This window comes from Legionella dresdenensis (genome assembly GCF_042649825.1).
GTDB classification, from domain to species: Bacteria; Pseudomonadota; Gammaproteobacteria; order Legionellales; family Legionellaceae; genus Legionella_C; species Legionella_C dresdenensis.
On the sequence record NZ_JBHSAB010000010.1, the window covers coordinates 63,378 to 85,822 of the forward strand.

A 22,445-nucleotide genomic window follows, 5' to 3' on the forward strand; every position below is an offset into this window, starting at 1 on the left:
ATATTCAACTATACCCGTTATAAATCAATTACGCTAGAAACTACTTGCTATAGGCTTGAACCATACTACTACCAGAGATAGATTGCACCCTCTCCCGTATCGGGAGAGGGCTGGGGAGAGGGTAAAATTGCACCCTCTCCCGTATCGGGAGAGGGCTGGGGAGAGGGTAAAATTGCACCCTCTCCCGTATCGGGAGAGGGCTGGGGAGAGGGTAAAATTGCACCCTCTCCCATATCGGGAGAGGGCTGGGGAGAGGGTAAAAATTAAGAAATAAGCTAGTATAACGAGTCTCTGGTTTTAAACCAGCCGGCAATACTCAATCGTGTTTTATGAGTAGTACAGACTTCATGCGGCAAATTGCTGGTAAAGCAAACCAGATGATTAAAATGTGGTTGTACCGTGGCGAGTAACTGATCTTCGGGATTATAAATTTTCAGCTCGCCGCCATCCGCTGATTGCCAATCCTGATTTAAATAATACACACAGGAAATCCGGCGCTGTTTTTTATTCTGAAACTGATCACTGTGCTTTTTGTAAAAAGTTCCAGCTTTGTAACAGGCAAAATGGCTCTCAAAGCTGGCCAGGCCAAGAAAAAGCTCCCGGTTAAGTGTTTCTGAGACTTGGTTCATAGCAGAAAAATATGCCTGTACCGCAGGAGAAGCATCATTTTCCTCCAGCCAGCAAATCACATCACTCCGAATTCTGTTATCACTAACCGCATGATTCTGACTGCCCACTTTGGCTTGCCTGAAATGGTTTTCCAGCATTAATTGCTGAGCCATTTCCTGCAACTCAACCGCATGTGGCCGAGGTAAAAAATTTTCTGCAATATAAAAATTTTTATCATGAAGGTGATCAATTAATTCTTGAAAATTAAGCATCGTGGTCAAATTTTTGAAAAAAAGTATTTTGCCGGATTAACGAGGTAATTGCCAGCGGCAACATGACCTGTACTATTCAAACAATTGTTTCGAAGCCGTAGCTGTATGCATTACTTTGTTTGTAATCTGCCAGGTTCTAATATTTGCTGATATTCTCGCCATTCCGGCATGAATTGCGTCATCAGGCTATAAAATCGCTGATTATGGCCTGGTTCATATAAATGGACTAACTCATGCACTAGCGTATATTCAAGGCAGACTAACGGCTTTTTCATCAGATTGATGTTTAAGGTGATCCTCGCATCACGAATATTGCACGAACCCCAACGTGTTTTCATGGTTCGCAGGCTGATGTGGCTGCTTTTGACGCCAGTAACAGCTTGCCATTTAGCCTGTAATGGCGGCAATAATGCCTGCATCTGTTCCTTGTACCAGTACGTCAACAAATGAGTTTTCATCAGAGTGTTATTGATATCAGTCAGATAAAAATGAAAAATCTGGTTGTCAAAGATAAGGTTGGGCTTGCTCTGCTGATGCAACTCTAAATCATATTCTTTACCAAGATAAGCAATCTTTTCACCTGGTATTAGTTCTGCGTCATTGCGCGGGGCTTGCTTTTGGAGCCGTAATTGCTGAGCTATTATCCAGTCGCGCTTGTCAACGATAAGCCGTTGTAACTTATCAATGGGAGCGCGCAGCGGCATGGACGCGATTAATTTACCGTCGTGCGCCTTAATTTTTAAGTAAATATTTTTAATTGGCTTGCGCTCGATGTGTACGAGCCATTGATCGATCTGTAATTCCTGCTGTTTCATCGTGCTCTGATAACGCCCTTTGATGGCGCTATTATATATCACCGTTCAGCTGGAATACATGGGCTGTCAATATATTCGCCGTTGACCTTTAGCACCATGTTGACGCTGCGTCTATGGTAACGTGACAATTGATCATACTGTTGTCTGGTGATATAGCCATAGCTATTTCCACAATAAACCAGCGAGTGAGTATAAGCAGAGGGCCGGGCTTTTATCGGAAGCTCGCAATCCCATCTGAAGCGGCTTAAATCACAGTTGGCTGATGCTTCAGCGAAAGGCAATATACACAAAGCGGCGAGCAGATATTTTTTCATTTATTATTCCTCGTTATCGCAGGCTTATTCTGTTATCGTTTATAAAGGAAAAAGCTTTAATGAGCTCAGGGAGGATATATGAACACAAGAGAATTTTTATCTTATGTCAAGAAAAAGGATTATTTTTGTATCACTGAATGGGTAAATGATTTATCAGCGCGTTATCAATTTGATAATCTGTCAGAAAAAGGTAAAAGCTATCTGATGTGTCATGAATTGATTATGAATGACTTTACTATTGCAGATATTCCCGATATTCGTATTCTAACCGCTGTGCGGACTAACTGTGTTCTTAACACAAACCTAAACGCTAAAGTTATGAACTTTATTGATGCCGGCCTAATATTTGCGACGCTTCATCATTCGGGGAAGCTTGAGGAATATCGAGCCAGGAAATACCAGGCCAGTGTGGATATTGTTTCATCTTTGGACAGTATAATTAATAAAAAGCTGTTTGACTCTTTTAAAAAGGAAAATGATTCTTTCGCTAAAGCTGAAAAAGAAGCAATCACGAGTTTCAGGCATGAGGCTGCCAAATTGATAGCCTGGAAGAAAACTGCCGAGGCGCTTAAACAATTATTGCTTCAGGGAGGGGAGAAGGCTGCAGCCCGGTTAGGTGTTCTAGACAGTCTGACTGACCTGATTAATTGTGAGCCGATACTGACTCCACGAATCGCAAACGTGGTTAATCAGCGCATTGCAACGATTATGGGCCTGGAGCCTGCAAAAGAAGAAAAAACTTACCTGGATCGCCTGATAATTACAGAAAAAAAATCGTTAGTGAGTTGGGTAAGAGCATTTTTGTGGAGTAATGTGATTGACATTAAACCTGATACACCGAAGGATGCAAGCTATAAGCCGCAACAACCGGTTTAAGCCTGTTGTTCGTGGGCCAGTAAAAACTGTTTGTAATGAATGGCATTTGCTTTCCCCATATAACCGCCCTGGTTTGTTTTGCCCACGATACGGTGACAGGGAATGAATAAGGCTAGCGGATTGCTTTTACAAGCCTGGCCAATAGCACGCGGACTTGATTGCAGCTGATTAGCCAATTCGCCATAGGTCAAGGTGCGTCCAACGGGAATAACCAGCAACGCATTCCACACGCGTTGTTGATAAACAGAACCTTGCGGTTTTAACGGAAGCTGAAAACGATGATGCGGATTAGTAAAATAGTTTTCAAGCTCGCTTTGGATAAGCTGAGACTGCCTGGTTTCTGGTTGTTCTGAGCCAGGACAATCAGTAAAAAAGGCCTGATAAATATAATGCTCATCGAATACAACGTTAAGCCAACCCGCAGGGGTTTGAAAAGATGACTCGATGAGCATAAGAAATTAACTTTCTTTTTTAGAGGCTAATTTTTCTTTAATACGCGCAGCACGGCCAGCCAAGTCACGCAGATAATACAGCTTGGCACGACGAACATCGCCGCGGCGCTTTACAGTAATACTGTCGACAACCGGGCTGTAAGTCTGGAAAACGCGCTCTACACCAACGTTATGAGAGATTTTGCGTACAGTAAAAGCTGAGTTAAGGCCGCGGTTACGCTTGGCAATAACAACACCTTCAAACGCCTGTAAACGCTCGCGAGTACCTTCTTTCACTTTTACCTGTACTTCAACAGTGTCGCCAGGGCTGAAATCGGGAATATTTTTACCTTGCATTTGCTCGGCATTTAACTGGTCAATTATCTTACTCATGGATCACTCCTCAAATAGGCTTTATCCGTTATACGGAATCACCTTGTTCGCTTTTAAACTCGACAAGCAACTGCTTGTCCAAATCACTTAACACAATGCTTTCCAGCAAATCCGGGCGCTTAAGCCAAGTGTTGCCTAAAGCCTGTTTTCTTCGCCAGCGCTCTATATCGCTATGGTTCCCGCTCAGTAAGACTGGCGGAACATCCATGCCGTCAATTGAGGCTGGGCGCGTATAATGCGGGCAGTCCAGCAGGCCATTCATAAATGAATCCTGCTCAGCTGAACCTGCATGCCCGAGACTGCCGGGCAACAAGCGCACAATACCATCGATAAAAAGCATCGCAGCTAATTCGCCGCCGCTTAAAACAAAATCACCGACAGACCATTCTTCATCGACATGACGCTGGATAATACGCTCATCAATGCCTTCATAACGTCCCGCAATAAACAGCAAGGGCTGCGATGCCCGGGCTTCCCGGTTCAGATCCGACTGCTTGACTGCCTTGCCTTGCGGGCTCAGGTAAATTGTCTTACAGTCTGGCGGCATGATTGATTTGGCATGGTTAATGGCCGCGTTTAACGGTTCATACATCATTACCATGCCCGGTCCGCCGCCATAAGGCTTATCGTCAATCTGGCGATAAGGCCTGTCAGCCCACTGACGGGGACTCCAGTGTTCAATCTTGACAAGCCCCTGATTAATCGCTCGACCTGTAACACCATAGTCAAGTCCGGCAAAAATCTCCGGCAGCAGGCTTATTATGCCAATATGCAACGTCATTAAAAATCAGCATCCCAATCAACTGTAATCAATCGATTGTCAATATCAACATTGGTGACGACCTGGTCAGGCAAATAAGGGATCAAATGCCTTTTTTTGCCTTCTACCACCAGGACATCATTAGAACCAGTCGCTAGCATATCTACCACCTCGCCCAGCTCTTCATTTTGAAGGTTGCAAACTCGCAATCCTATAAGCTGGTGCCAGTAATATTCTCCGGGTTCCAGTTCGGGAAGATGCTCACGCGGAACGGCAATCTCAACATTAGTCAGTTTTGTTGCTTCTTCACGCTCATCAAACCCTTCAATCAGCGCAAGAATATGCTTATCGGTAACATCTACCCGTTGCAGGTTTAAAACCTGCCATTGCTTGTTGATAAAGGCATACCACTCTGAATAACGTAATATATTATCCCGCGGTTCAGTAAATGAATGGACGGTAACAAAACCTTTAATGCCATGCACTTTACCAAAACGGCCAATCACAACCCAATCTTCTGACTTATCCACTGATTATTACGCAGCAGCTTCAGTTTTTTTGTATTTTTTTACCAATGAGGCAACGCGATCAGACAGTTGCGCACCTTGGCCTTGCCAGTGGACTAATTTATCCATTTCCAGGTGCAGGCCGATTTCCTGACCTTTGGCAATTGGATTGTAGTAACCAATGCGCTCAATGTAATTTCCACCATCACGGCGCTTACGGCTATCCGTAACAACTACGTGGTAAAAAGGACGCTTTTTAGCGCCTGCTCTTGATAAACGTATAACGACCATTATTTTCCTCTTTAAGAGTAGTTACATAAAAATGCCGTGTATTGTACGAAAATTAACTCGGCATGGGAAGCAAAAGTTTACATTTATTCAAAATCACCGGGCATTATGCCTTTTAAGCCAGCCAAACCGCCTATGCCGCGCATTAGTTTTTTCATTCCACCGGGGGCGGTGATTTTTTTCATCATGCGCTGCATTTGCTCAAATTGTTTCAAAAGGCGATTGATATCCTGAATTTGAGTGCCTGAGCCCAAAGCAATTCTTTTTTTCCGGGAACCGACAATGATTTTCGGAACACGTCTTTCTTTCGGTGTCATTGAATTAATAATGGCAATTGTTTTTGCCAATGCCTTATCGCTGACCTGATTCATTGCTGCGCTCTGCAGCTGGCCGAGTCCCGGTAATTTGCTCATCATACCGGCAACACCGCCCATGTTATTCATTTGCAATAATTGCTGTTTAAAATCTTCCAGATCAAACCCTTTGCCTTTTTTGATTTTCTTGGCCAGTTTTTCACTTGCCTGTTTGTCAGCCTTACGCTCAACTTCTTCAATCAGGGTCAGAATATCACCCATACCAAGGATGCGCGACGCAATCCGATCGGGATGGAAGGGCTCCAGAGCATCTATCTTTTCACCGCTGCCGATAAATTTAATGGGTTGTCCGGTAATGTGTTTGACCGACAGCGCCGCGCCGCCACGGGCATCACCATCTGTCTTGGTCAGGATAACCCCGGTTAACGGCAGGGCATCATGGAATGCTTTAGCGGTATTCGCCGCATCCTGACCGGTCATACTGTCAACAACAAACAGCGTCTCGATTGGTTTTACCGCCTGATGCAGGGCTTTAATTTCAGCCATCATCTCATCATCAATGTGCAATCGGCCAGCAGTATCGAGAATAACTACATCCATATACTGTTTACGGGCTGCATCAAGCGCCTTGTTCGCAATATCTATCGGTTTTTCATGGACATCGGCAGGGAAAAAAGCAACATCAAGCTGGGTTGCCAGGACTTTAAGCTGTTCAATCGCGGCGGGACGGTAAACGTCAACGCTGGCTACCATAACTTTTTTATTTTCGGTTTCTTTCAGGTAGCGGGCGAGTTTTGCGGTACTGGTTGTTTTACCGGAACCCTGCAAACCTGCCATCAAAAAGACCGCCGGCGGTTGAGTCTTATAATTCAGTTCCGCACGTTGACTGCCAAGAACAAGAACAAGTTCATCATTAATCAGCTTCACCATAGCCTGTTCAGGTTTCAGGTTAGGGTCAATCTGCTGTCCGAGGGCCTTGGTTTTAATGTCGTCTATAAACTGTTTGACAACCGGCAGGGCGACATCTGCTTCCAGCAGCGACAAGCGTACTTCACGCAATGCCTGCTGCATGTTCTCTTCTGTAAAGTGGCTTATCCCGCGCAGTGAGCGGAAGGCATTTGATAAACTCGTTGTTAAATTTTCAAACATGATTCATGTATACCAGCTGAAAAAACGCCTAGTATATCACAGTGTATGCCGGCTGTAACCCGGAAAAGGTACCTTCCTCTGATGGCCGGAGAAGGCAAATCAGAATGGTTTAAACCAGGTTATCATCCCCGCGAAAGCGGGGATCCATCCATCAAACAAGGTAAGGCCAGCTTGAGAAATGGATTCCTCCGCGGGCATGACAAATCCTTAACTTAATGGCGGAACCTGGGGGTCCTTAGGAGTATCTTGCTCTAGAGTTTCTTTCGCAATTTTCTTTAAAAACTCACCTGTTCGATTGGAAAAAAAACCAAGGTCGGCACTTTTATATACGGTTAATATCTGCTTTACAAAATTCTCGGGAGTGGCATCAGCCGCAAAACGATTTTGCTCTTCCGGCTTAAGCAGGGCCTCCAATGCCTGTATTTTGACGTCTTTGCGATCCTTATTCATGGACCAGAAGCTATTTTTCTCATTAGTGAGCGTGCGAATCATGTTTTCAATTTCATCTCGATGCTTTTCAATGATGTCATGAACTTTGTTCGGTTTGGCTTCATTATTGGATTGTGAATTGGATTCAGCATATTCAGGAATATAGCAAATGTCGACCATTTTTTGGACTGTTAATTTTGAAAGGATAAGGTTATTTTCTACGTCATTTAGCTTAAAAATAACCCTCTTCGGGCCTAGCTCGAGTAATTGGAAATCACGATCAGAATCAATTACTCTCTGTATTGCTGCCCTCGCTTGTTCAAGATCGCCAGTAAAGTCACCTCTTGGGATATGGAGCTGCCCATTGCCAAGATTCACAGTGATGAGTTCTGCCGGATCGGGTATTTTAAAGAGTTTAAGTATAGTACTAACCACAATTTCGTCGCGCTTAAGCCGATGTGGTTGTCCATCGATGTATAATGTAACGTCACCGTCTGGCTGCTGCTCTTCCATAGCGACATTATTATTTTTAATAAAATTCTCAATGAGATGCATGGTAAGAGTTGATTTCCGTGTATGCTCTTTCTCATCAATCTGAAGCAAAAGTTGTTTATTACTATCGTGGGTGCTATTTATAAATACAGCAATTTTACTGCTACTCATGATTGTTTCCTGGAATTTCTATTTGGTATTATATTGTACATTATGAGTTCCTTGTTGTCAAAAACATATACAAATATTGAGTCACCTGGATCGATCAGATACTATCTGTCACGCATTCAAAGATAAGAGGTGGGTTTATTGTGATTACATTAGTAGATTATGACGGTTTAATTATTCAGGCTTTGCATAAGTCCCGCAACCAGGATTCATCAATCCTTGCTAAAGAGTTGCTTGAGCAACGAAAGGACTGTGCGGATGACAATAATGTAAAGTCTTTAGATAATTATATTAAGGCATGGCAACAGGATTTAGAGAAAGTGGAACCTGCTTACAGAAACGGATTTTTAAACAATTGGAGTACATTTACAGCTCAGGAAAACGCAGGACTTACCCGTTTTCAAATTGTATCGGTGACCCAACTTAAATACATAGTTAACAGGAATCCCGATTGGTTTGGGCCGCTTAAGGAATTTGTATATAAATACCATAAAAGCGATTATGTACGCCAATACCTGCATACCGCACTTACCCCTCAGGGACCAAAAACTGCAGAAGCTTCAGCCCCAGCCCCCAAAGCCTCTGAACCACCCAAAGCGCCAACAACACAATCATTCTTTGACCGGCCACACCCGCCAGCTTCTACGCTCTTACCTTGCACAGGACCAGGCTGCAATACATCCATCTAGCGGGTCAACAATATCCATTTTAAAGCGCAGATTGGGCTGTAAAGCCCAACAATCCTTCCTCTAGACGAATAAAAGCAGATAAAGACAAATGAAAAAAATGTAAAGAATTTTTATATGATTTAAAATGCAAGCCGCGGACATAGCATTATGAATACTTCACGAAAAAGAGCTGATGCCGCATGATTTATTCCCGGACTATTTGATTCGCGCGGACCTGCGATATTTAGTGTTTTAATATTATTTATATTAATCCATTCCAGTATTTTTTGATTAATATCGCTTTTATCAGCAACACTAATTATCAGAAGCGGTTTATTTTGGCGTTTTGCATCTTTGATAGTAAGCCACGTACCATCTTTAATCTGCTCAGGTAAAGGAAGATCAGGCACAATAATTAAAGTCCCGTCTGAATCTCTTATATTTAAAATAGTCCGCTCGGCTGGATCGAAGGTTGTAGTCTGTTTCAGCTCTGAGTATTTATCTAAAACACAAATGCCATTTTCATCAAGACCACCTGCGGGACACCATCCTCCAATCTCAATACCTAATTCAGATGCAACCATTAATCCAGCTTGATCTACACCTGTCTGGCCGCCAGAAACGATTTTTTCAATCATTTTTACAACTCCCAACCTTTTTTATTATATTTAAAAAGGTAAATTCTTAGCTTTGCTGCAGCGCAGCATAGCACACAAATATCACTATTTTAATTTCAAACGTAGGTGGGGCTGTAAAGCCAACACTCAACTCATCAAAAGGAAGAATCCTTAATATGCTGCACTGCACCAAGACTTCAATAACCGAACAGGTACAATCATTAGGTATCGTTAACTAATATTCCTCGCAGGCATATCTTATCTCAATAATTACACCAATTATTTTATCGTACTCTTTAAGCTCCCTCATTTCCAAATGGCTTAATTCCGGGCTGAAAGGTTTTACAAAATGTTTTTCAGTATCAGTAATTAACTGCCGGACAATAATTTCCGGGTAATCTTGTAACTTAACAATCACGTAACTTTTGTGATGTGGGCATCGTCCCGGATCCGTCAGGAGGATTGCGCCTCTGGGTATTATCGGTTCCATGGAGCAATCCGGCATGAAAGTAGCGAATGAATTCGCTCCCATTTTTTGATTGCAGACAACATGCTGCTTTATATTAGTAAAGCTATCCGGCCAGTTATTCATCTGGGAAATAGTAACCAGAGGGATGCTTTTCAGATTGCTTTCGTTCGTTACCAGGGAAGGGATTGGTTCATAACCGCGTAACTGGTTAATTGTGATTCCAAAATAATTTGCTATAGGTTGAAGTGTTGTCGTACGCGGGTTTTTATAGAGTCCAGATGCAATGCGCTGAATAGAAGGCTGAGGCAAATTAACCTGCCGGGCCAATTCAGCCACCGTAATTCCGTCACGTTTTATCAGTTCGCCTAAAATATTATGCAATTCTACATCTTTTTCTATTTTATAACTCATATTGTATATTCTCTTTAAAGGCAGTGTTTCCCGCCAACCTGCATGCATAATTTCTTATTATAAAAAAAGTATTGACTCGTATCAAATATTATTTATAATACCAAAATATACCAATTATTATTAATATGGTATATTAAAATAATAAAAACGGAGAATAAAATGGAAGATAATAAGCGAGTCCTGGCCTACACCTTAGCAAAAGAGAATGGAAAAATCATAATAGTTTTGACGCAAAATATAAAACGAATTTGCAATACTTTAGATTAATGCTCAATGCTGAGCCATAATTCAAGCATAGGATATGCGTATTTTTATGGCTACCCATATAACTCAATTTCCGATATCATCTCGGTGTTCGTCCAATACTCAAGGAATGATAATGCGTCCATCTTATGTTTATATTCTTGCAAGTCAGCGCAACGGCACTCTGTATGTAGGCTCTACATCAAGCCTCATTAAGCGTACTTGTGAGCACAAAAATAAATTTATTCCTGGTTTCACAACCAAATATAACGTAAACATGCTGGTCTATTATGAAACACATGTCTTGTATATTGAAGCGGCTCGCCGTGAAAAACGGTTCAAAAATTGGCCAAGAAAGTGGAAGTTAAACCTAATCGAAAAATTTAACCCCGAATGGCGTGATCTATATGAAGAAATTTGCCAATAATTGTGATCTACTGGATGCCGTGGACAAGCCACGGCACGTAGGAGAGTTGTCAGCAGATCTAAAGGAATGAAATGAAAAAATATATAACGCTTTATTCGGGAACAGATAATAAGTCTTATTTTAAAGAAGAGGAGCATGATGTTGAATCAATACAACATCTTGGGGCGTATTCAGCAAGAATTCCGGCAACGGGTTTCAAATTCAGAATGTTTAAAGCGGGTTTGGAGTATAACTGGCATAACCCACCTCAGCCTCAATACATTATTTATCTGAATGGGGAAGTAGAAGTGGAGGCTAGTGGTGGCGAGAAGAGAGTGTTTAAATCTGGAGATGTTTTGTTTGCCAATGATATGGTAGGGCAAGGGCATATTACCCGCACATTAACAGATGGTAACTCAATAATCGTTACTACACAGGATGAGCAAGAATAGGAAAGTACCAGTCCAAAGATTTAGAAAATGAAATTTACCATAAAAATTAAGCAAAGTTTTGTGTGGTTCAGGGCGAATTGCATTTTAAACTTGTTGTGGTTACACAGACAGACCTACTTGCATAAGTTTTTATTAAAAAAGTATTGACTCGTATCAAATATTATTTATAATACCAAAATATACCAATTATTATTAATATGGTATATTAAAATAATAAAAACGGAGAATAAAATGGAAGATAACAAGCGAGTCCTGGCCTACACCTTAGCAAAAGAGATTAGCAGGGAAGAATTGGAAAACGTATCAGGCGGTTCTGGTCAGATGGGATGGTGTTCACGGCCTACGTTTAGAGCTAGCGGCTCCAATGGTTCCTGGGATACTGTTGTTGATGTCGTTATTGATTTCTAACTGCTAATTTCTGTTTGCCAGGATTTGTTGCCAAGTCCTGGCTGGATGTTATTTTATGGATGTGAACATGAAGTTTTTGATTGCAACAGAAGCAGATGATCCGAGCGCGCTTTTGGTAAAACTGGCCTTAGAGGAAGAAGGGCATGAGGTCAGGCTTTTATTCACGGCAGATCTGCCAACCCGCCAAAAAAACTCTATTTACCTTGAATCAGGCCGGAGCACATGGGTTGCCAGCGATGACCTGGATGGCAGTATCGCTGATAAACAATATGACGTAGTCTGGTGGTGGCGCGGTCGTAAGCCTTTTCTGGCCAAGGAACAGTTTCATCCTGATGATTATCATTTTGTGCGCCGGGAAAATTACCTTTTTCACGACGCTATTGTGCAAAATATATCGCCTGCAGCATGGTGGGTAAACGACCTGAAGGCAGCTAAAACAGTTAATTCAAAATTATATCAATTGAAAATCGCTTCGGCTTGTGGACTGACAATTCCTGATACTCTGGTTTCAAACAATCCTGTGGATGTTCGTACTTTTGCGTTAAAGCATAAGTATAAAGGAATGATTTACAAGCCTTTTTGTTCCAGTTTTTGGTTTGAGGAAGGCAGGGTTAAAATTTCCTATACTGTCAGCTTGAACTTTTCGGATTTGCCGGCAAATTCAGTGCTGCAAAATACTCCCGGTATTTATCAGCAGCAAATCAGCAAAAAATATGAACTCAGAGTAACCTGCTTTGGAGATTATCTGATCGCCGCCAGACTGGATTCACAGCAGCATGCTGACGGGAAAATCGATTGGCGGGCAATTCCTGATGGCCAAATGAGCGTTGAACCTTATGAACTGCCAGCGTCGATAGCTGACAAAATTCGCCAATTCATGCGCAAAACAGGGCTTGTTTTTGGCAGTCTTGATTTTATCGTATCAACGGAGGGTGAATACATTTTTCTTGAAGTAAATGAGCAGGGCCAGTTTTTATGGCTCGAGCAATATAATGCCGAGTTCAATATGTTGGATACTTTTGTCAATTTTCTAACTCAAAAATCAGAAAATTTCACTTGGAATATGGCGAAAAAGGAACACAAGATGGCTGCGTATCAAGACAAGATACAACCGATCCTGAAACATAATATGGAACATCATGTTAATTTGAATAATGAACATTACTGGATGGCACAATGAAAAAGAAAATAATGATAATAATGGGAGCCCTTTTTACGCTTAATGCTCAGGCTGATAATATTGTTGACTTTCATGGCGATAAGCAGCAAAGCTCCGTGATCATGAGCAAATATGCCAAAGATGTTTCGACATCGACAAGGGCGCTTTATGAACTGCTTCGCAATAATTTTAATAATAGCGACAAGGCATTTGAAAAACAAATAGAGCCCCTGCTGCAGAAAAGATTTGCCCTGGTTGAAGCAATCAAAAAAGAGGGGAATTACTCCTTTGTTGATTTTCAAACGGTATTTTATCCCAACGATAAAAATATCTACACCACGATTGAAGTGATTAAAGCCAACGACTCTTCAAGGCTTAAATTTGTAAATGCAGCAGTTAAACAGCCAGAAAAAAAGCAACCCAAACGAAAAAAAGACTTAATCGATCAACGGATAGAATTTGATAATTATGAAATGCAGTTGATGCAACAAGGAAAAATCAAGCCTGGAAAATATGAGTGTCCTGTTTACCATTGTGTTACCGGATATGCTGAGCCGCGTTTCAAACCTTACCTGGCAAAATTCAATACAGGCGCTGTCAGGCAGAAAAAACTCATTCTGGATACGCTAAATCATGATCCTGTGCCAGAGAGAAGAGCGGCTGCTGCCTTTATGGTAGGCCACTTTACTACTCCTGACGCGGTTTTTGCAGCGCTATTACCTCATGTGAATGATAGTGATGAGGGAGTAAGAAACAATGTCATGCGCGTTATTGGCAGCACTATGGACAAAGCACAAAAATATGATTTGGATTTGACCCCTTTTATTAATATGCTGAATTCGCCCTATGGCAGTGATCGTAATAAGGCATTATATGTTTTGTTATATGCCACTCATTATGAGCCGAATAAAAAAATAATTGCCCGCCAGGCCGGTGCCAAACTGATTGATCTGCTGGCATTAAAACAGCCTAATAATCACGATACAGCCTATCAGGTTTTGAAAGAAATAAGCGGAGAGCATTTTAGCGATCAGGATATCACAGGATGGAAAAAATGGATGGCAAAGCAAATAAATAGCGCATAATCCAATCGGATGTGCCTATACCTCGCTAATGGAAAATAATAATAATGAACACCAACAACCTGTTTCGGAAAGAGGCGCTGGAAAATCATGGAAACCATTTTCTCGGTACCTCTTTTATTAACACTCCAGTCAATTACATCGTGCTGGCGGCAGGGTTTTGTATTTTAATGTTGCTGATTATCGCATTTTTAGTTTTTGCTGACTTTTCGGACAAATATACGGTCAGAGGTTTTATCACTTCGTCAAAAGGGATTATTAACATTCTATCCAGCAAGAGCGGCGTGATTACCAAAGTCTATGTTCACGCCAATCAGAAAGTTCATAAAGGCGATTTATTACTATTGTTTAGTTCTGAACAGGATTTGTTAAGTCGGGAAAGCATAAAGATCAATAAACAATTCAGAAAAAGAAACACACTGGTCAAGCAGGAAATCAGGCTGAAAAAAGCAGAAATTACTGCGCTTAAAACGTTATTGGACAACAAATATATTGCCCGGACGCTCTATAACGAAAAATATAATCAGTTGCTGCAGCTTGAAAGGGAAAAAAGCCAGATTGAACTGGAGCGTGCCCGATATGAACAGGAAAAAAACTTTGCCATCCGAGCGCCAGCTGATGGTTCGGTTGCTAATGTTCTGTTTAAAGAAGGACAATACGTAGCTGTTAACAAACCGTTATTAAAAATTCTCCCGGCAGATGCTTCCTATATTGCCGAGTTGTGTATCCCCGTTGAAAAATCCGGGTTTCTGGCCCGAAAAAATAATGTTTATTTACAATTCGATGCTTATCCTTACCAGCGTTTCGGCGTGTATCAGGCTGCTATCGCCGAAATAAGTCCAGGAATAATTATGAGCGATGATGAAGAAGAAAAGCCAATTCATGTTGGCCAGCCCTACTATAAGGTATTGGCAAATTTGTCCCAGGATTGCGTCTTTGTGTATGGTAAACCCAGGCATTTACAGCACGGTATGACCTTCACCGCAGTACTGACCGGCTCTCATCGAAAAGTCTGGCAATGGTTATTGGATCCGGTTTTCAGTTTTTATGGCGGGCATTCAGTATGAGCAAACCGGCCTTATTCTATCAGCGGAAAAAACAGCTGCCCATGATTCTGCAAAATCAAATAGCTGAGTGTGGATTGGCCTGTATTGCAATGGTCAGCAATTTTTGGGGGCATGATCTTGATTTGAATTTCTTAAGAAGTTTCGATTCTGGTACGGTAACAGGAACAACGTTATTAAGTATCTGTGAAACGCTGGATCAGCTTGGGTTCAATACGCGCGCGTTTAAGGTGCCGATGTCCGAAATACAACTGATTAAATGCCCTGCAATAATCCACTGGAATATGAATCATTTTGTGGTACTAAAAGCAGTGACCAGAAAATACGTCATCATTCATGATCCCGCTACTGGTGTGGTGCGCTATACATTTGAACAGTTCTCAGCCTCATTCACTGGTATTGTCCTGGAGGTAGAGCAGGCAATTAATTTCAAACCGGTCGAGATGAGCAGAAAATTTAAATTGATGGATTTTGTGAATTCGGTGAGCGGAGTCAATAAATTTCTCTTGTTATTGCTGTTATTATCGCTGGCGATAGAATTTTTCAGCTTGCTGAATCCATTATTAATGCAGTACGTGACGGACAATGTGATTAATACCCGGGATAAAGGGAATCTCTATACCATGGTTACGGCATTCGCCATTTTGGCGTTTGTCCATGGTATGGCTGACTGGGTAAGAAGTAATATGGTGATTTACCTGTCAAATAACTTAACAGCCCAGTTTTCAACCAATATCGTTAAACACATCCTGAAATTGCCGGTTGATTTTTTTGCCCAGAGGCATAAAGCGGATATTCAATCGAAATTTCAGTCAATAGAGCAGATTCAAAAGAAGGTTTCTACTGATTTTGTGACCGCGGTTTTAGATGGAGTTATGATTCTGCTTAATATGGTTATCATGGCAATTTACAGCAAATTATTAACTGCAATATGCCTGTTTTCCTTGCTGGTATTTCTGGTGTTGCGTACCCTGTCTTATCAGGTCTTGAATAAACAAACCCAGGTTTCAATCATTGAGCATGCCAAAGCAAATGCGGTGTTTCTGGAAATCATTCAGAGCATTATGGCGATTAAATCGTTCGCCCGAGAAAATTATTTATCAGGCTGGTGGCGTAATTATTACTACAAAGCGCTTAATGCGGATATTCGAGTCGCTAAAATGAACGCAGTGTATACGGTGATTAATCAGATTCTGCTGCATCTGGAGCAGATTGCCATAATTTGTCTTGGCAGTTTGCTGGTAATGGCTAATCAATTTTCGCTTGGCATGTTATTCGCATTTATTGGTTACCGCACTCAACTGGTTAATAAGGCTTCCACATTAATCCAGAATGTATTTGAATATCGGCTGATTTCAATTCAGTTGAACAGGCTGGGCGATATCATTGCCCAACCTCCAGAGTTAGTAAACAGCGGCGCGGGCAACATTGCAACGGTCCGTGGCGATTTAACCCTGAAAAATATTTATTTTAGCTACGGCAATCAGAATGAGCTTTTGTCTGCTATCAGTCTGCAGATAAATGCCGGTGAAAAAGTGGTGATAACAGGCAGCTCCGGTTGCGGCAAGACCACACTATTAAAAATTGCTATGGGATTATTGCAGTGTTCATCGGGTGAGATTCTGATTGATGGCCAGCCGCTTGAGCAGTTTGGTTTGAAAAACTATCGTGCCATGACGGCATCGGTACTACAGGATGATATGCTGTTAAGCGGCTCTATTAAAGATAATATTACTTTTTTTGACGAAAGAACCGATTATGAGCAACTTTATTCAGTTGCTGAGCTGGCCTGTGCCGATCAATTTATCAGGCAATTTCCCATGGGGTATGAAACACTGGTTGGTGAGCGAGGCGTCATGCTCTCTGGCGGGCAGAAACAACGAATACTGCTGGCACGCGCTTTATACCGACGACCCAGATTTTTATTTCTTGATGAAGCCTCAAGCCATTTGGACGTAGAAAACGAGTGCCGGATAAACCAGTCATTAAAATCGCTGCAAATTACTCAAATTATCGTTGCCCATAGACAAGAAACCATCGCCATGGCTGATCGCGTCATAAATCTGGCAAATAAGAATGATATTATAAATTAATTGACTAAGTAGGGTGCCGGCAAAGCATCGGGATAATCGTTTATTACCTGTTTATTACAGATATACATTTATTCAACAATGGCCCGCTTTTTGTTATGATTTTATAAATTTTCGCATATTAGGAAAACTGTGCAGCATTCTTTAACCACCTTGTTTCTTGTTTTACTGGCGTTGATTATTTTATCGGGATTTTTCTCAGCCTCTGAAACCGGTATGATGTCCATTAACCGCTACCGCTTGCGCCATTTGGTCAGAAAAAACAATAAACAGGCGATAAGGGTAAGTCAATTGCTGGCTAAACCGGAACGGTTGCTAAGTGTTATTTTAATCGGTAACACATTGGCAAATATTATTGCCTCAACGGTTGCTACCCTGATTGGCCAATACCTTTATGGTACTGCCGGGGTGGCAATTGCAACACTTCTGCTTTCACTGGTCATTCTGATTTTTGCTGAAACTTTTCCTAAAACACTGGCAGCCTTGCGTCCTCAGCAAATTGCTTTTTTTGCTGCTTTACCATTGAAAATTCTGCAGACAATCCTGGCTCCTCTTGTACGGCTAATCAGTGTTATTACTAAAGGAATAATATGGCTTATCGGAGTTAAATTCGAAGGGCAGCGGGAAGCATTGACTGGTGAAGAACTGCGCTCTGTTGTTCATGACGCAGGGCAATTGATTCCAGCTGAACATAAAACTATGTTGCTAGGGTTACTGGATCTTGAACAGGCAACCGTTGAAGATATTATGATCCCAAAGTCAGAGATTGTTGGCATTAATCTGGAACAGTCCTGGCATGAAATTGCCGATCAATTGGAGACTGCCAAGCATACCCGTTTGCCCTTGTATCACGATTCTATTGATCAGTTAGCAGGAATAATCCATGTTCGCGATATTCTTAATCTGGTATTGGAAGAACGATTAAATAAAGAAAGCCTTCTTAAAGCCGCAGAGCCCCCATATTTTATTCCTGAAGAAACACCCTTGAACAGCCAGCTTTTAAATTTTCAGAAAGAAAAAAAGCGCAGTTGTTTTGTTGTTGATGAATATGGCGACTTGCAGGGATTAGTGACTATGGAAGATATTCTGGAGGAAGTAGTAGGGGAGTTTACCACTGATATTACTACACTAAGCAAAGACATTATTATGCAGGAAGATGGTTCCGCTCTTATCGATGCCAGCATTACTCTGCGACATTTGAAGCGGGTACTAGGCTGGCAGTTACCCGCTATTGGCCCACGCACTTTAAGTGGTTTGATTATCGAATTTCTGGGTTATATCCCGCCTGCGGATTGTTGTCTGGTGATTGATATTTACCAGATTCAAATTCTGAAGGTGAGCGACAATATGATTAAAACCGTAAAAATGCAAAAGAAATAGCCTGGGCGGGCAGTAAATCCCAACACTAAATACCCGTAAGTCATGTTTGTTGTCCAGCCCACACTTACCTTTTCGCTTTTACCAGGCAGTAAATAGACGGTAAAACAAATAACGTAAACAATGTACCAAGCAGTAAGCCGCCGATTAATACAATACCAATTGCATGTCTCGATTCAGCGCCGGCATTATGCGCTAAGACCAATGGAATTGCGCCGAACACCATTGCGCCGGTTGTCATAAGGATTGGGCGTAGGCGTAAAACACAGGCTTGCTTGATTGCTTCGCTGGTTTTTATACCCTGTGCGAGCAACTGATTGGCGAATTCAACCACTAAAATACCATGCTTGCTAATCAAGCCAATTAATGTAATTAAGCCCACCTGTGAATAGATATTGATGGACTGGTTAAACAGCCAGGCAAACAATAGCGCACCAGAACAGGCGAGGGGTACGGTAAACAGGATAATTAACGGATCGATAAAATTTTCAAACTGGATGGCCAGAATAGAATAGATAAACACCAGTGAAAGCAGAAATAAAAACACCATTGTATTGGATGATTCACTCTGTGCTTTAGCTGAGCCGGTCCAGGTTTGTTTATACGTCGCCGGCAATTCACTGTGGGCAATTTCCCATAATTTCTTCATCGCCTGGGCTTGCGAAATGCCTTCTGCAGGTTGTACGTTCAATGTGGTCGAACGCATTTGGCGGAAATGCTCCAGCGCAGTTGGCTGGGCTTTGGGCTTCATTGTCGCTAGTGCACCTAAAGAAACCTGTTTCCCCGCGGGGGTAGTTAAATATAACTCATTAAGCGTCCAGGGAGAAACGCTGCCTTTCACCGTCAGATCATATATAACGCCGTCTTTTTGGAAATTCAGACTTTTATCGCCGCTGAAAAATACTTCGATTGTTTTTGCAACCTGACTGGCTGAAAGACCTAATCTGGCCAGGGTATTATTATCCAGATTGATCATATAGCCTGGCGTATCAAGACGTAAATCATACCTAACCATTCCGAATGTCTTGTCTGACTCAAGCTTCGCTTTAAGTTTTTCCATTTGATTAAAAAGTTGGCGAAAATCATCAGCTGTTGAAATAATCAAAGCCAGATCGGAGCCGCTGCCAGCATCGTCCAAACCGGGCAAACCGCTATCCCAACTCCAGGCGACCGGATCAACAGAAGGAAAATGAGTCATTTGCGGGCGCAGTTCGTTGACTATGGTTTCAGAAGAACGGTGTCTCTGATTATGAGCTTTCAACGGTAAAACAATGCTGGCGCCCCAACTGCCTGCAAACGCTAACATATTTTGTGTTTCGGGAATGTTATGTAATGTTTTCTCAATTGCTCCCAGTTTGCTATCAAGCTGATCAATAGACTCGCCAGCTGCCGCTGGCGTATAAACACCCAATAAACCACGATCTTCTTTGGGAGCAGTTTCCCTGGGCAAGTGTAAAAACAGGAGCGCACTGATAATAATCGATGCCAGGGCTGCAACCACAGCCCATTTTTTGTTAGTCAGCAGCCAATCAAGACGGCTCGAATAGCCAGCGGCTAACCGCTCAAGCGCATGATCAAATTGCGGCCAGAGTGGGTTATGGTTAGTGCTTAAGAGACTGGCACACATTAACGGCGACAGCGTTAGGGCAACAATACCTGAAATTACCACGCTGCCGGCAAGGGCCACTGCAAATTCAATAAATAATTGTCCAAGCATGCCATCAATGAACGCAATCGGCATATAAACGCTTGCCAAGGTAAACGTCATGGCAACGATTGCAAATCCAATTTCTTTAGCGCCTTCAATTGCCGCATTACGTGGGCTCTGATTTTGTTCAATATGGCGCCAGATATTTTCCAGAACAATGATCGCATCGTCTACGACCAGTCCAATGGCTAATACCATGGCCAGCAAAGTCATTAAATTAATCGAATAGCCAAACAGTTTCAGAAAAATTAATGAACCCAACAGGGAAATCGGAATAGTCACCAACGGGATAATAGTTGCTTTGATATTGCGCAGAAAAATAAAAACAATAATCAAAACGAGAATAATTGCTTCGGTAATTGCAGAGCGGATATTTTTTAGCGATGCATTAATAAAATCCGACTGATCAATAATTATGCGCGCCTTGATTCCTTCGGGCAATGAAGGTTGTAAAGCGTCTAGCTCCTTGCGTACGGCTTTTGATACTTCAAGCGGGTTCGCGTCATTCGCGCGACTGATTGATAAAATTAATCCTGGATGGCCATTTACCCGTACTCGGGTTCTATTGTTATCCGTTGTCAAATCAATTTTGGCAATTGATTTCAGCAATACCGGATGAGCAGGATCGGGTTTAATGAGCAGGTTTTCATAATCCTTTTTGCTTTTCAGTTCCGAGTTTAAGGTACTTGGAATCTTGTTCTGATAGTTTCCGGCAGGCAAGGTGATTTTACTGCGGTTAAGCGCAGCTATCACTTCATCGACATTGACTTTAAAGGCATATAGTTTTTTGGGATCCAGGGTAATTTCATAAGTATACGGTTGTCCCCATACCATGACGGAGGCGACACCCGGCAAACTGCGAAATTCATTTTTAATCCGCAGGTGCGCAAAATGGGTAAGCTGACCGTTATCCAGGGTTGTTGATTCAAGCGCAATCGCAATAAAAGGCGGTCCATTGGCTGTAAGCTGACGTTCAACTATTGGCGATTTAACTTCTGAAGGTAAAAAGGGTTTAGCCAGGTTTACCGCGTCCTGAGCCGCACTTAGTGCACTGCTCATTTGTGTACCTGCACTAAATGCAAGGGTAATCTGTGAATTGCCGCCACTTGATTGAGACGTGATGGTTTCAAGCCCTTCAACGCCAGATAGTCTGTCTTCCAGAACATTGGTTACCGCTGTTTCGACCAAATCAGGGCTCGCATTCGGATAGCTTGCGCTTATGGTTATAGTGGGAAAGGTGATTTCCGGGTATTCCCTGACCGAGAGGGTGTGCCAGCTCATAATACCAATCACTGCAATCAGGCAATTAAAGATAATCGCAATGACGGGATGTTTAATAAAATATCCAGTGAGTTTCATTACTTATCCTGTGTGCCCGGTTGGTATACTTTGACTGCTACGCCAGGATAAAGCCGCTCCTGGCCTTTGATAATAACTGACTGGCCGGACTCCAATCCGGAGGCGATTTCAAGCAGCGATTTGTTTTTTATCCCGGTTTTGACTTCTGCTAATAACGCTTTACCTTCTTCAATTCGATAAACATACGATTTACCAGCACGCAGGAATACAGCCTCTATTGGAACAACCAACGTTTTTTGTTTCTTCTGAATGACCAGATCGACGTCAACGGTGGAGCCAACGAGACAATCAGTGCATGAGACCTGGACATCAGCAGGGCACATATGGGTATCATCATCAATCATGTTCTGCAAATTATCAACGGCATAGGTTTTATTTAAAATATGGACTGACTGGCCCTGTTGAAGCGGCGGCAGGTTTGTGCATGGAACATCAAACTCAACCAGCAGAGAGCCAGGATCATAAATACTGACTATTTGATCCCCGACATTAACCTGCATTCCCTCACGCTTTTTGTAAGCGCCGACAACGCCATCAAAAGGTGCGTAGAATCTCAGATTGTCCAGCTCCTGTTTTATGCGCTCAATTTCTTTCTGTGCCTCAATCCAGGCTTGCTTTTTTTCTTCCGTTTCCTTGGAACTGACATAACCGGATTTTAAAATGGATTGCAGGCGTTCAAACTGCGTCCTGGCTATATTTTCTATCGATTCGGAATATTGCAGGCTTTTTTCAAGGGCTGGATTATCAATTTTGGCAATCAGTTCACCTTTATGCACTTGTTGGCCCGGTTTTGCCAGCGCATCAAATCTGCCAGTGCCTTTGGCTATCAGCGTCGCAAAATGTTGTGGCCGCAGAGTGCCCGTAAGTCGAATGGTTTCTTCAATATCTGTATTAACTAATGTAGTGGCTTCGACTAACTTGAAGTCATTAATTGCCTGAGGTTTGGCTGAGCCGAGAAAATAATACCAGACGGCGATCGCCAGATTAATAACGAGTAAAAAAAAGATAATTTTCTTTAAATTTTTTTGAATAAAGGCTGTGTTTGGACGTTGCTTGCAATTCACGCTGTTCTCACGAGTTTAGTACACTTTTCCTGTCCTGAACTTTATCATGTAA

At 42.2% G+C, this 22,445-nt stretch carries 24 protein-coding genes; 10 read left to right on the forward strand and 14 right to left on the reverse strand.

What is annotated here, in order from left to right:
• Positions 1 to 275: 275 nt before the first annotated feature.
• The 3 genes from ACFORL_RS06195 to ACFORL_RS06205 form a co-directional block, all read right to left on the reverse strand.
• Positions 276 to 881: a 2OG-Fe(II) oxygenase gene (locus ACFORL_RS06195; protein WP_382342164.1), complete on the reverse strand. Its 606-nt coding sequence runs from the start codon at positions 879 to 881 to the stop codon at positions 276 to 278.
• Positions 882 to 991: 110 nt separating this feature from the next.
• Positions 992 to 1,738: a M48 family metallopeptidase gene (locus ACFORL_RS06200; RefSeq protein ID WP_382342166.1), complete on the reverse strand. Its 747-nt coding sequence runs from the start codon at positions 1,736 to 1,738 to the stop codon at positions 992 to 994.
• On the reverse strand, positions 1,735 to 2,010 hold the full coding sequence (locus tag ACFORL_RS06205; protein ID WP_382342167.1) for a hypothetical protein: 276 nt from the start codon (positions 2,008 to 2,010) through the stop codon (positions 1,735 to 1,737). The genes ACFORL_RS06200 and ACFORL_RS06205 overlap by 4 nt, the downstream gene beginning before the upstream one ends.
• Positions 2,011 to 2,088: 78 nt before the next feature.
• Between ACFORL_RS06205 and ACFORL_RS06210 the strand changes: the two genes are divergently transcribed.
• On the forward strand, positions 2,089 to 2,886 hold the full coding sequence (locus tag ACFORL_RS06210) for a hypothetical protein (protein ID WP_382342169.1): 798 nt from the start codon (positions 2,089 to 2,091) through the stop codon (positions 2,884 to 2,886).
• Here the strand turns inward: ACFORL_RS06210 and ACFORL_RS06215 are convergent.
• The 7 genes from ACFORL_RS06215 to ACFORL_RS06245 form a co-directional block, all read right to left on the reverse strand.
• Positions 2,883 to 3,338, reverse strand: coding sequence for a methylated-DNA--[protein]-cysteine S-methyltransferase (locus ACFORL_RS06215; RefSeq protein WP_382342170.1), 456 nt, complete (start codon positions 3,336 to 3,338; stop codon positions 2,883 to 2,885). The genes ACFORL_RS06210 and ACFORL_RS06215 overlap by 4 nt on opposite strands.
• A 6-nt stretch (positions 3,339 to 3,344) precedes the next feature.
• Positions 3,345 to 3,710: a 50S ribosomal protein L19 gene (rplS, locus tag ACFORL_RS06220; protein ID WP_382342172.1), complete on the reverse strand. Its 366-nt coding sequence runs from the start codon at positions 3,708 to 3,710 to the stop codon at positions 3,345 to 3,347.
• Positions 3,711 to 3,738: 28 nt separating this feature from the next.
• Entirely contained in the window at positions 3,739 to 4,491 is a 753-nt protein-coding gene (gene trmD / locus ACFORL_RS06225) for a tRNA (guanosine(37)-N1)-methyltransferase TrmD (RefSeq protein WP_382342174.1), read from the reverse strand.
• Positions 4,491 to 5,000, reverse strand: a complete 510-nt coding sequence (gene rimM, locus ACFORL_RS06230) for a ribosome maturation factor RimM (protein WP_382342175.1) — start codon at positions 4,998 to 5,000, stop codon at positions 4,491 to 4,493. Before rimM ends, trmD begins: the two co-directional genes overlap by 1 nt.
• Before the next feature lie 6 nt (positions 5,001 to 5,006).
• A complete protein-coding gene (gene rpsP, locus ACFORL_RS06235; RefSeq protein WP_382342177.1) occupies positions 5,007 to 5,267 on the reverse strand; it encodes a 30S ribosomal protein S16 in 261 nt (86 codons plus the stop codon).
• Between the two features lie 83 nt (positions 5,268 to 5,350).
• Positions 5,351 to 6,727 carry a signal recognition particle protein gene (gene ffh / locus ACFORL_RS06240; protein WP_382342178.1) on the reverse strand — a complete coding sequence of 459 codons (1,377 nt, stop codon included), beginning with the start codon at positions 6,725 to 6,727 and terminating at the stop codon, positions 5,351 to 5,353.
• A gap of 207 nt (positions 6,728 to 6,934) precedes the next feature.
• Positions 6,935 to 7,819 (reverse strand): hypothetical protein, encoded by an 885-nt coding sequence (locus ACFORL_RS06245; RefSeq protein WP_382342179.1) that lies wholly within the window; start codon positions 7,817 to 7,819, stop codon positions 6,935 to 6,937.
• 140 nt (positions 7,820 to 7,959) lie between these two features.
• Here ACFORL_RS06245 and ACFORL_RS06250 point away from each other — a divergent pair, with 140 nt between their 5' ends.
• Complete coding sequence (locus tag ACFORL_RS06250) at positions 7,960 to 8,505, forward strand: hypothetical protein (RefSeq protein ID WP_382342180.1); 546 nt, start codon at positions 7,960 to 7,962, stop codon at positions 8,503 to 8,505.
• Positions 8,506 to 8,624: 119 nt separating this feature from the next.
• Here ACFORL_RS06250 and ACFORL_RS06255 read toward each other — a convergent pair whose 3' ends face one another.
• Both ACFORL_RS06255 and ACFORL_RS06260 read right to left on the reverse strand, forming a co-directional pair.
• On the reverse strand, positions 8,625 to 9,122 hold the full coding sequence (locus ACFORL_RS06255) for a putative molybdenum carrier protein (protein WP_382342182.1): 498 nt from the start codon (positions 9,120 to 9,122) through the stop codon (positions 8,625 to 8,627).
• Between the two features lie 214 nt (positions 9,123 to 9,336).
• Positions 9,337 to 9,981, reverse strand: a complete 645-nt coding sequence (locus ACFORL_RS06260) for a S24 family peptidase (protein ID WP_382342184.1) — start codon at positions 9,979 to 9,981, stop codon at positions 9,337 to 9,339.
• A 379-nt stretch (positions 9,982 to 10,360) separates the two neighbouring features.
• Here ACFORL_RS06260 and ACFORL_RS06265 point away from each other — a divergent pair, with 379 nt between their 5' ends.
• The 8 genes from ACFORL_RS06265 to ACFORL_RS06300 all read left to right on the forward strand — a co-directional run bounded on the left by ACFORL_RS06265 (position 10,361) and on the right by ACFORL_RS06300 (position 18,265).
• Positions 10,361 to 10,651, forward strand: coding sequence for a GIY-YIG nuclease family protein (locus ACFORL_RS06265; protein WP_382342186.1), 291 nt, complete (start codon positions 10,361 to 10,363; stop codon positions 10,649 to 10,651).
• Positions 10,652 to 10,722: 71 nt separating this feature from the next.
• Entirely contained in the window at positions 10,723 to 11,082 is a 360-nt protein-coding gene (locus ACFORL_RS06270) for a hypothetical protein (protein WP_382342187.1), read from the forward strand.
• A gap of 231 nt (positions 11,083 to 11,313) precedes the next feature.
• Complete coding sequence (locus tag ACFORL_RS06275) at positions 11,314 to 11,490, forward strand: hypothetical protein (RefSeq protein WP_382342189.1); 177 nt, start codon at positions 11,314 to 11,316, stop codon at positions 11,488 to 11,490.
• Between the two features lie 67 nt (positions 11,491 to 11,557).
• Positions 11,558 to 12,670, forward strand: coding sequence for a hypothetical protein (locus tag ACFORL_RS06280; RefSeq protein ID WP_382342191.1), 1,113 nt, complete (start codon positions 11,558 to 11,560; stop codon positions 12,668 to 12,670).
• Complete coding sequence (locus ACFORL_RS06285; RefSeq protein WP_382342192.1) at positions 12,667 to 13,734, forward strand: hypothetical protein; 1,068 nt, start codon at positions 12,667 to 12,669, stop codon at positions 13,732 to 13,734. The genes ACFORL_RS06280 and ACFORL_RS06285 overlap by 4 nt, the downstream gene beginning before the upstream one ends.
• A 44-nt stretch (positions 13,735 to 13,778) precedes the next feature.
• The gene (locus ACFORL_RS06290; protein ID WP_382342193.1) at positions 13,779 to 14,798 is read left to right on the forward strand and encodes an HlyD family secretion protein; all 1,020 of its coding nucleotides are present in this window, start codon (positions 13,779 to 13,781) and stop codon (positions 14,796 to 14,798) included.
• Complete coding sequence (locus ACFORL_RS06295; RefSeq protein WP_382342195.1) at positions 14,795 to 16,888, forward strand: peptidase domain-containing ABC transporter; 2,094 nt, start codon at positions 14,795 to 14,797, stop codon at positions 16,886 to 16,888. The genes ACFORL_RS06290 and ACFORL_RS06295 overlap by 4 nt, the downstream gene beginning before the upstream one ends.
• Positions 16,889 to 17,017: 129 nt before the next feature.
• Positions 17,018 to 18,265 carry an HlyC/CorC family transporter gene (locus tag ACFORL_RS06300; protein WP_382342196.1) on the forward strand — a complete coding sequence of 416 codons (1,248 nt, stop codon included), beginning with the start codon at positions 17,018 to 17,020 and terminating at the stop codon, positions 18,263 to 18,265.
• A 64-nt stretch (positions 18,266 to 18,329) separates the two neighbouring features.
• Here the strand turns inward: ACFORL_RS06300 and ACFORL_RS06305 are convergent, their stop codons facing one another.
• Positions 18,330 to 21,329: an efflux RND transporter permease subunit gene (locus tag ACFORL_RS06305; protein ID WP_382342198.1), complete on the reverse strand. Its 3,000-nt coding sequence runs from the start codon at positions 21,327 to 21,329 to the stop codon at positions 18,330 to 18,332.
• Positions 21,329 to 22,393, reverse strand: coding sequence for an efflux RND transporter periplasmic adaptor subunit (locus ACFORL_RS06310; RefSeq protein WP_382342200.1), 1,065 nt, complete (start codon positions 22,391 to 22,393; stop codon positions 21,329 to 21,331). Before ACFORL_RS06310 ends, ACFORL_RS06305 begins: the two co-directional genes overlap by 1 nt.
• Positions 22,394 to 22,445 lie beyond the last annotated feature (52 nt).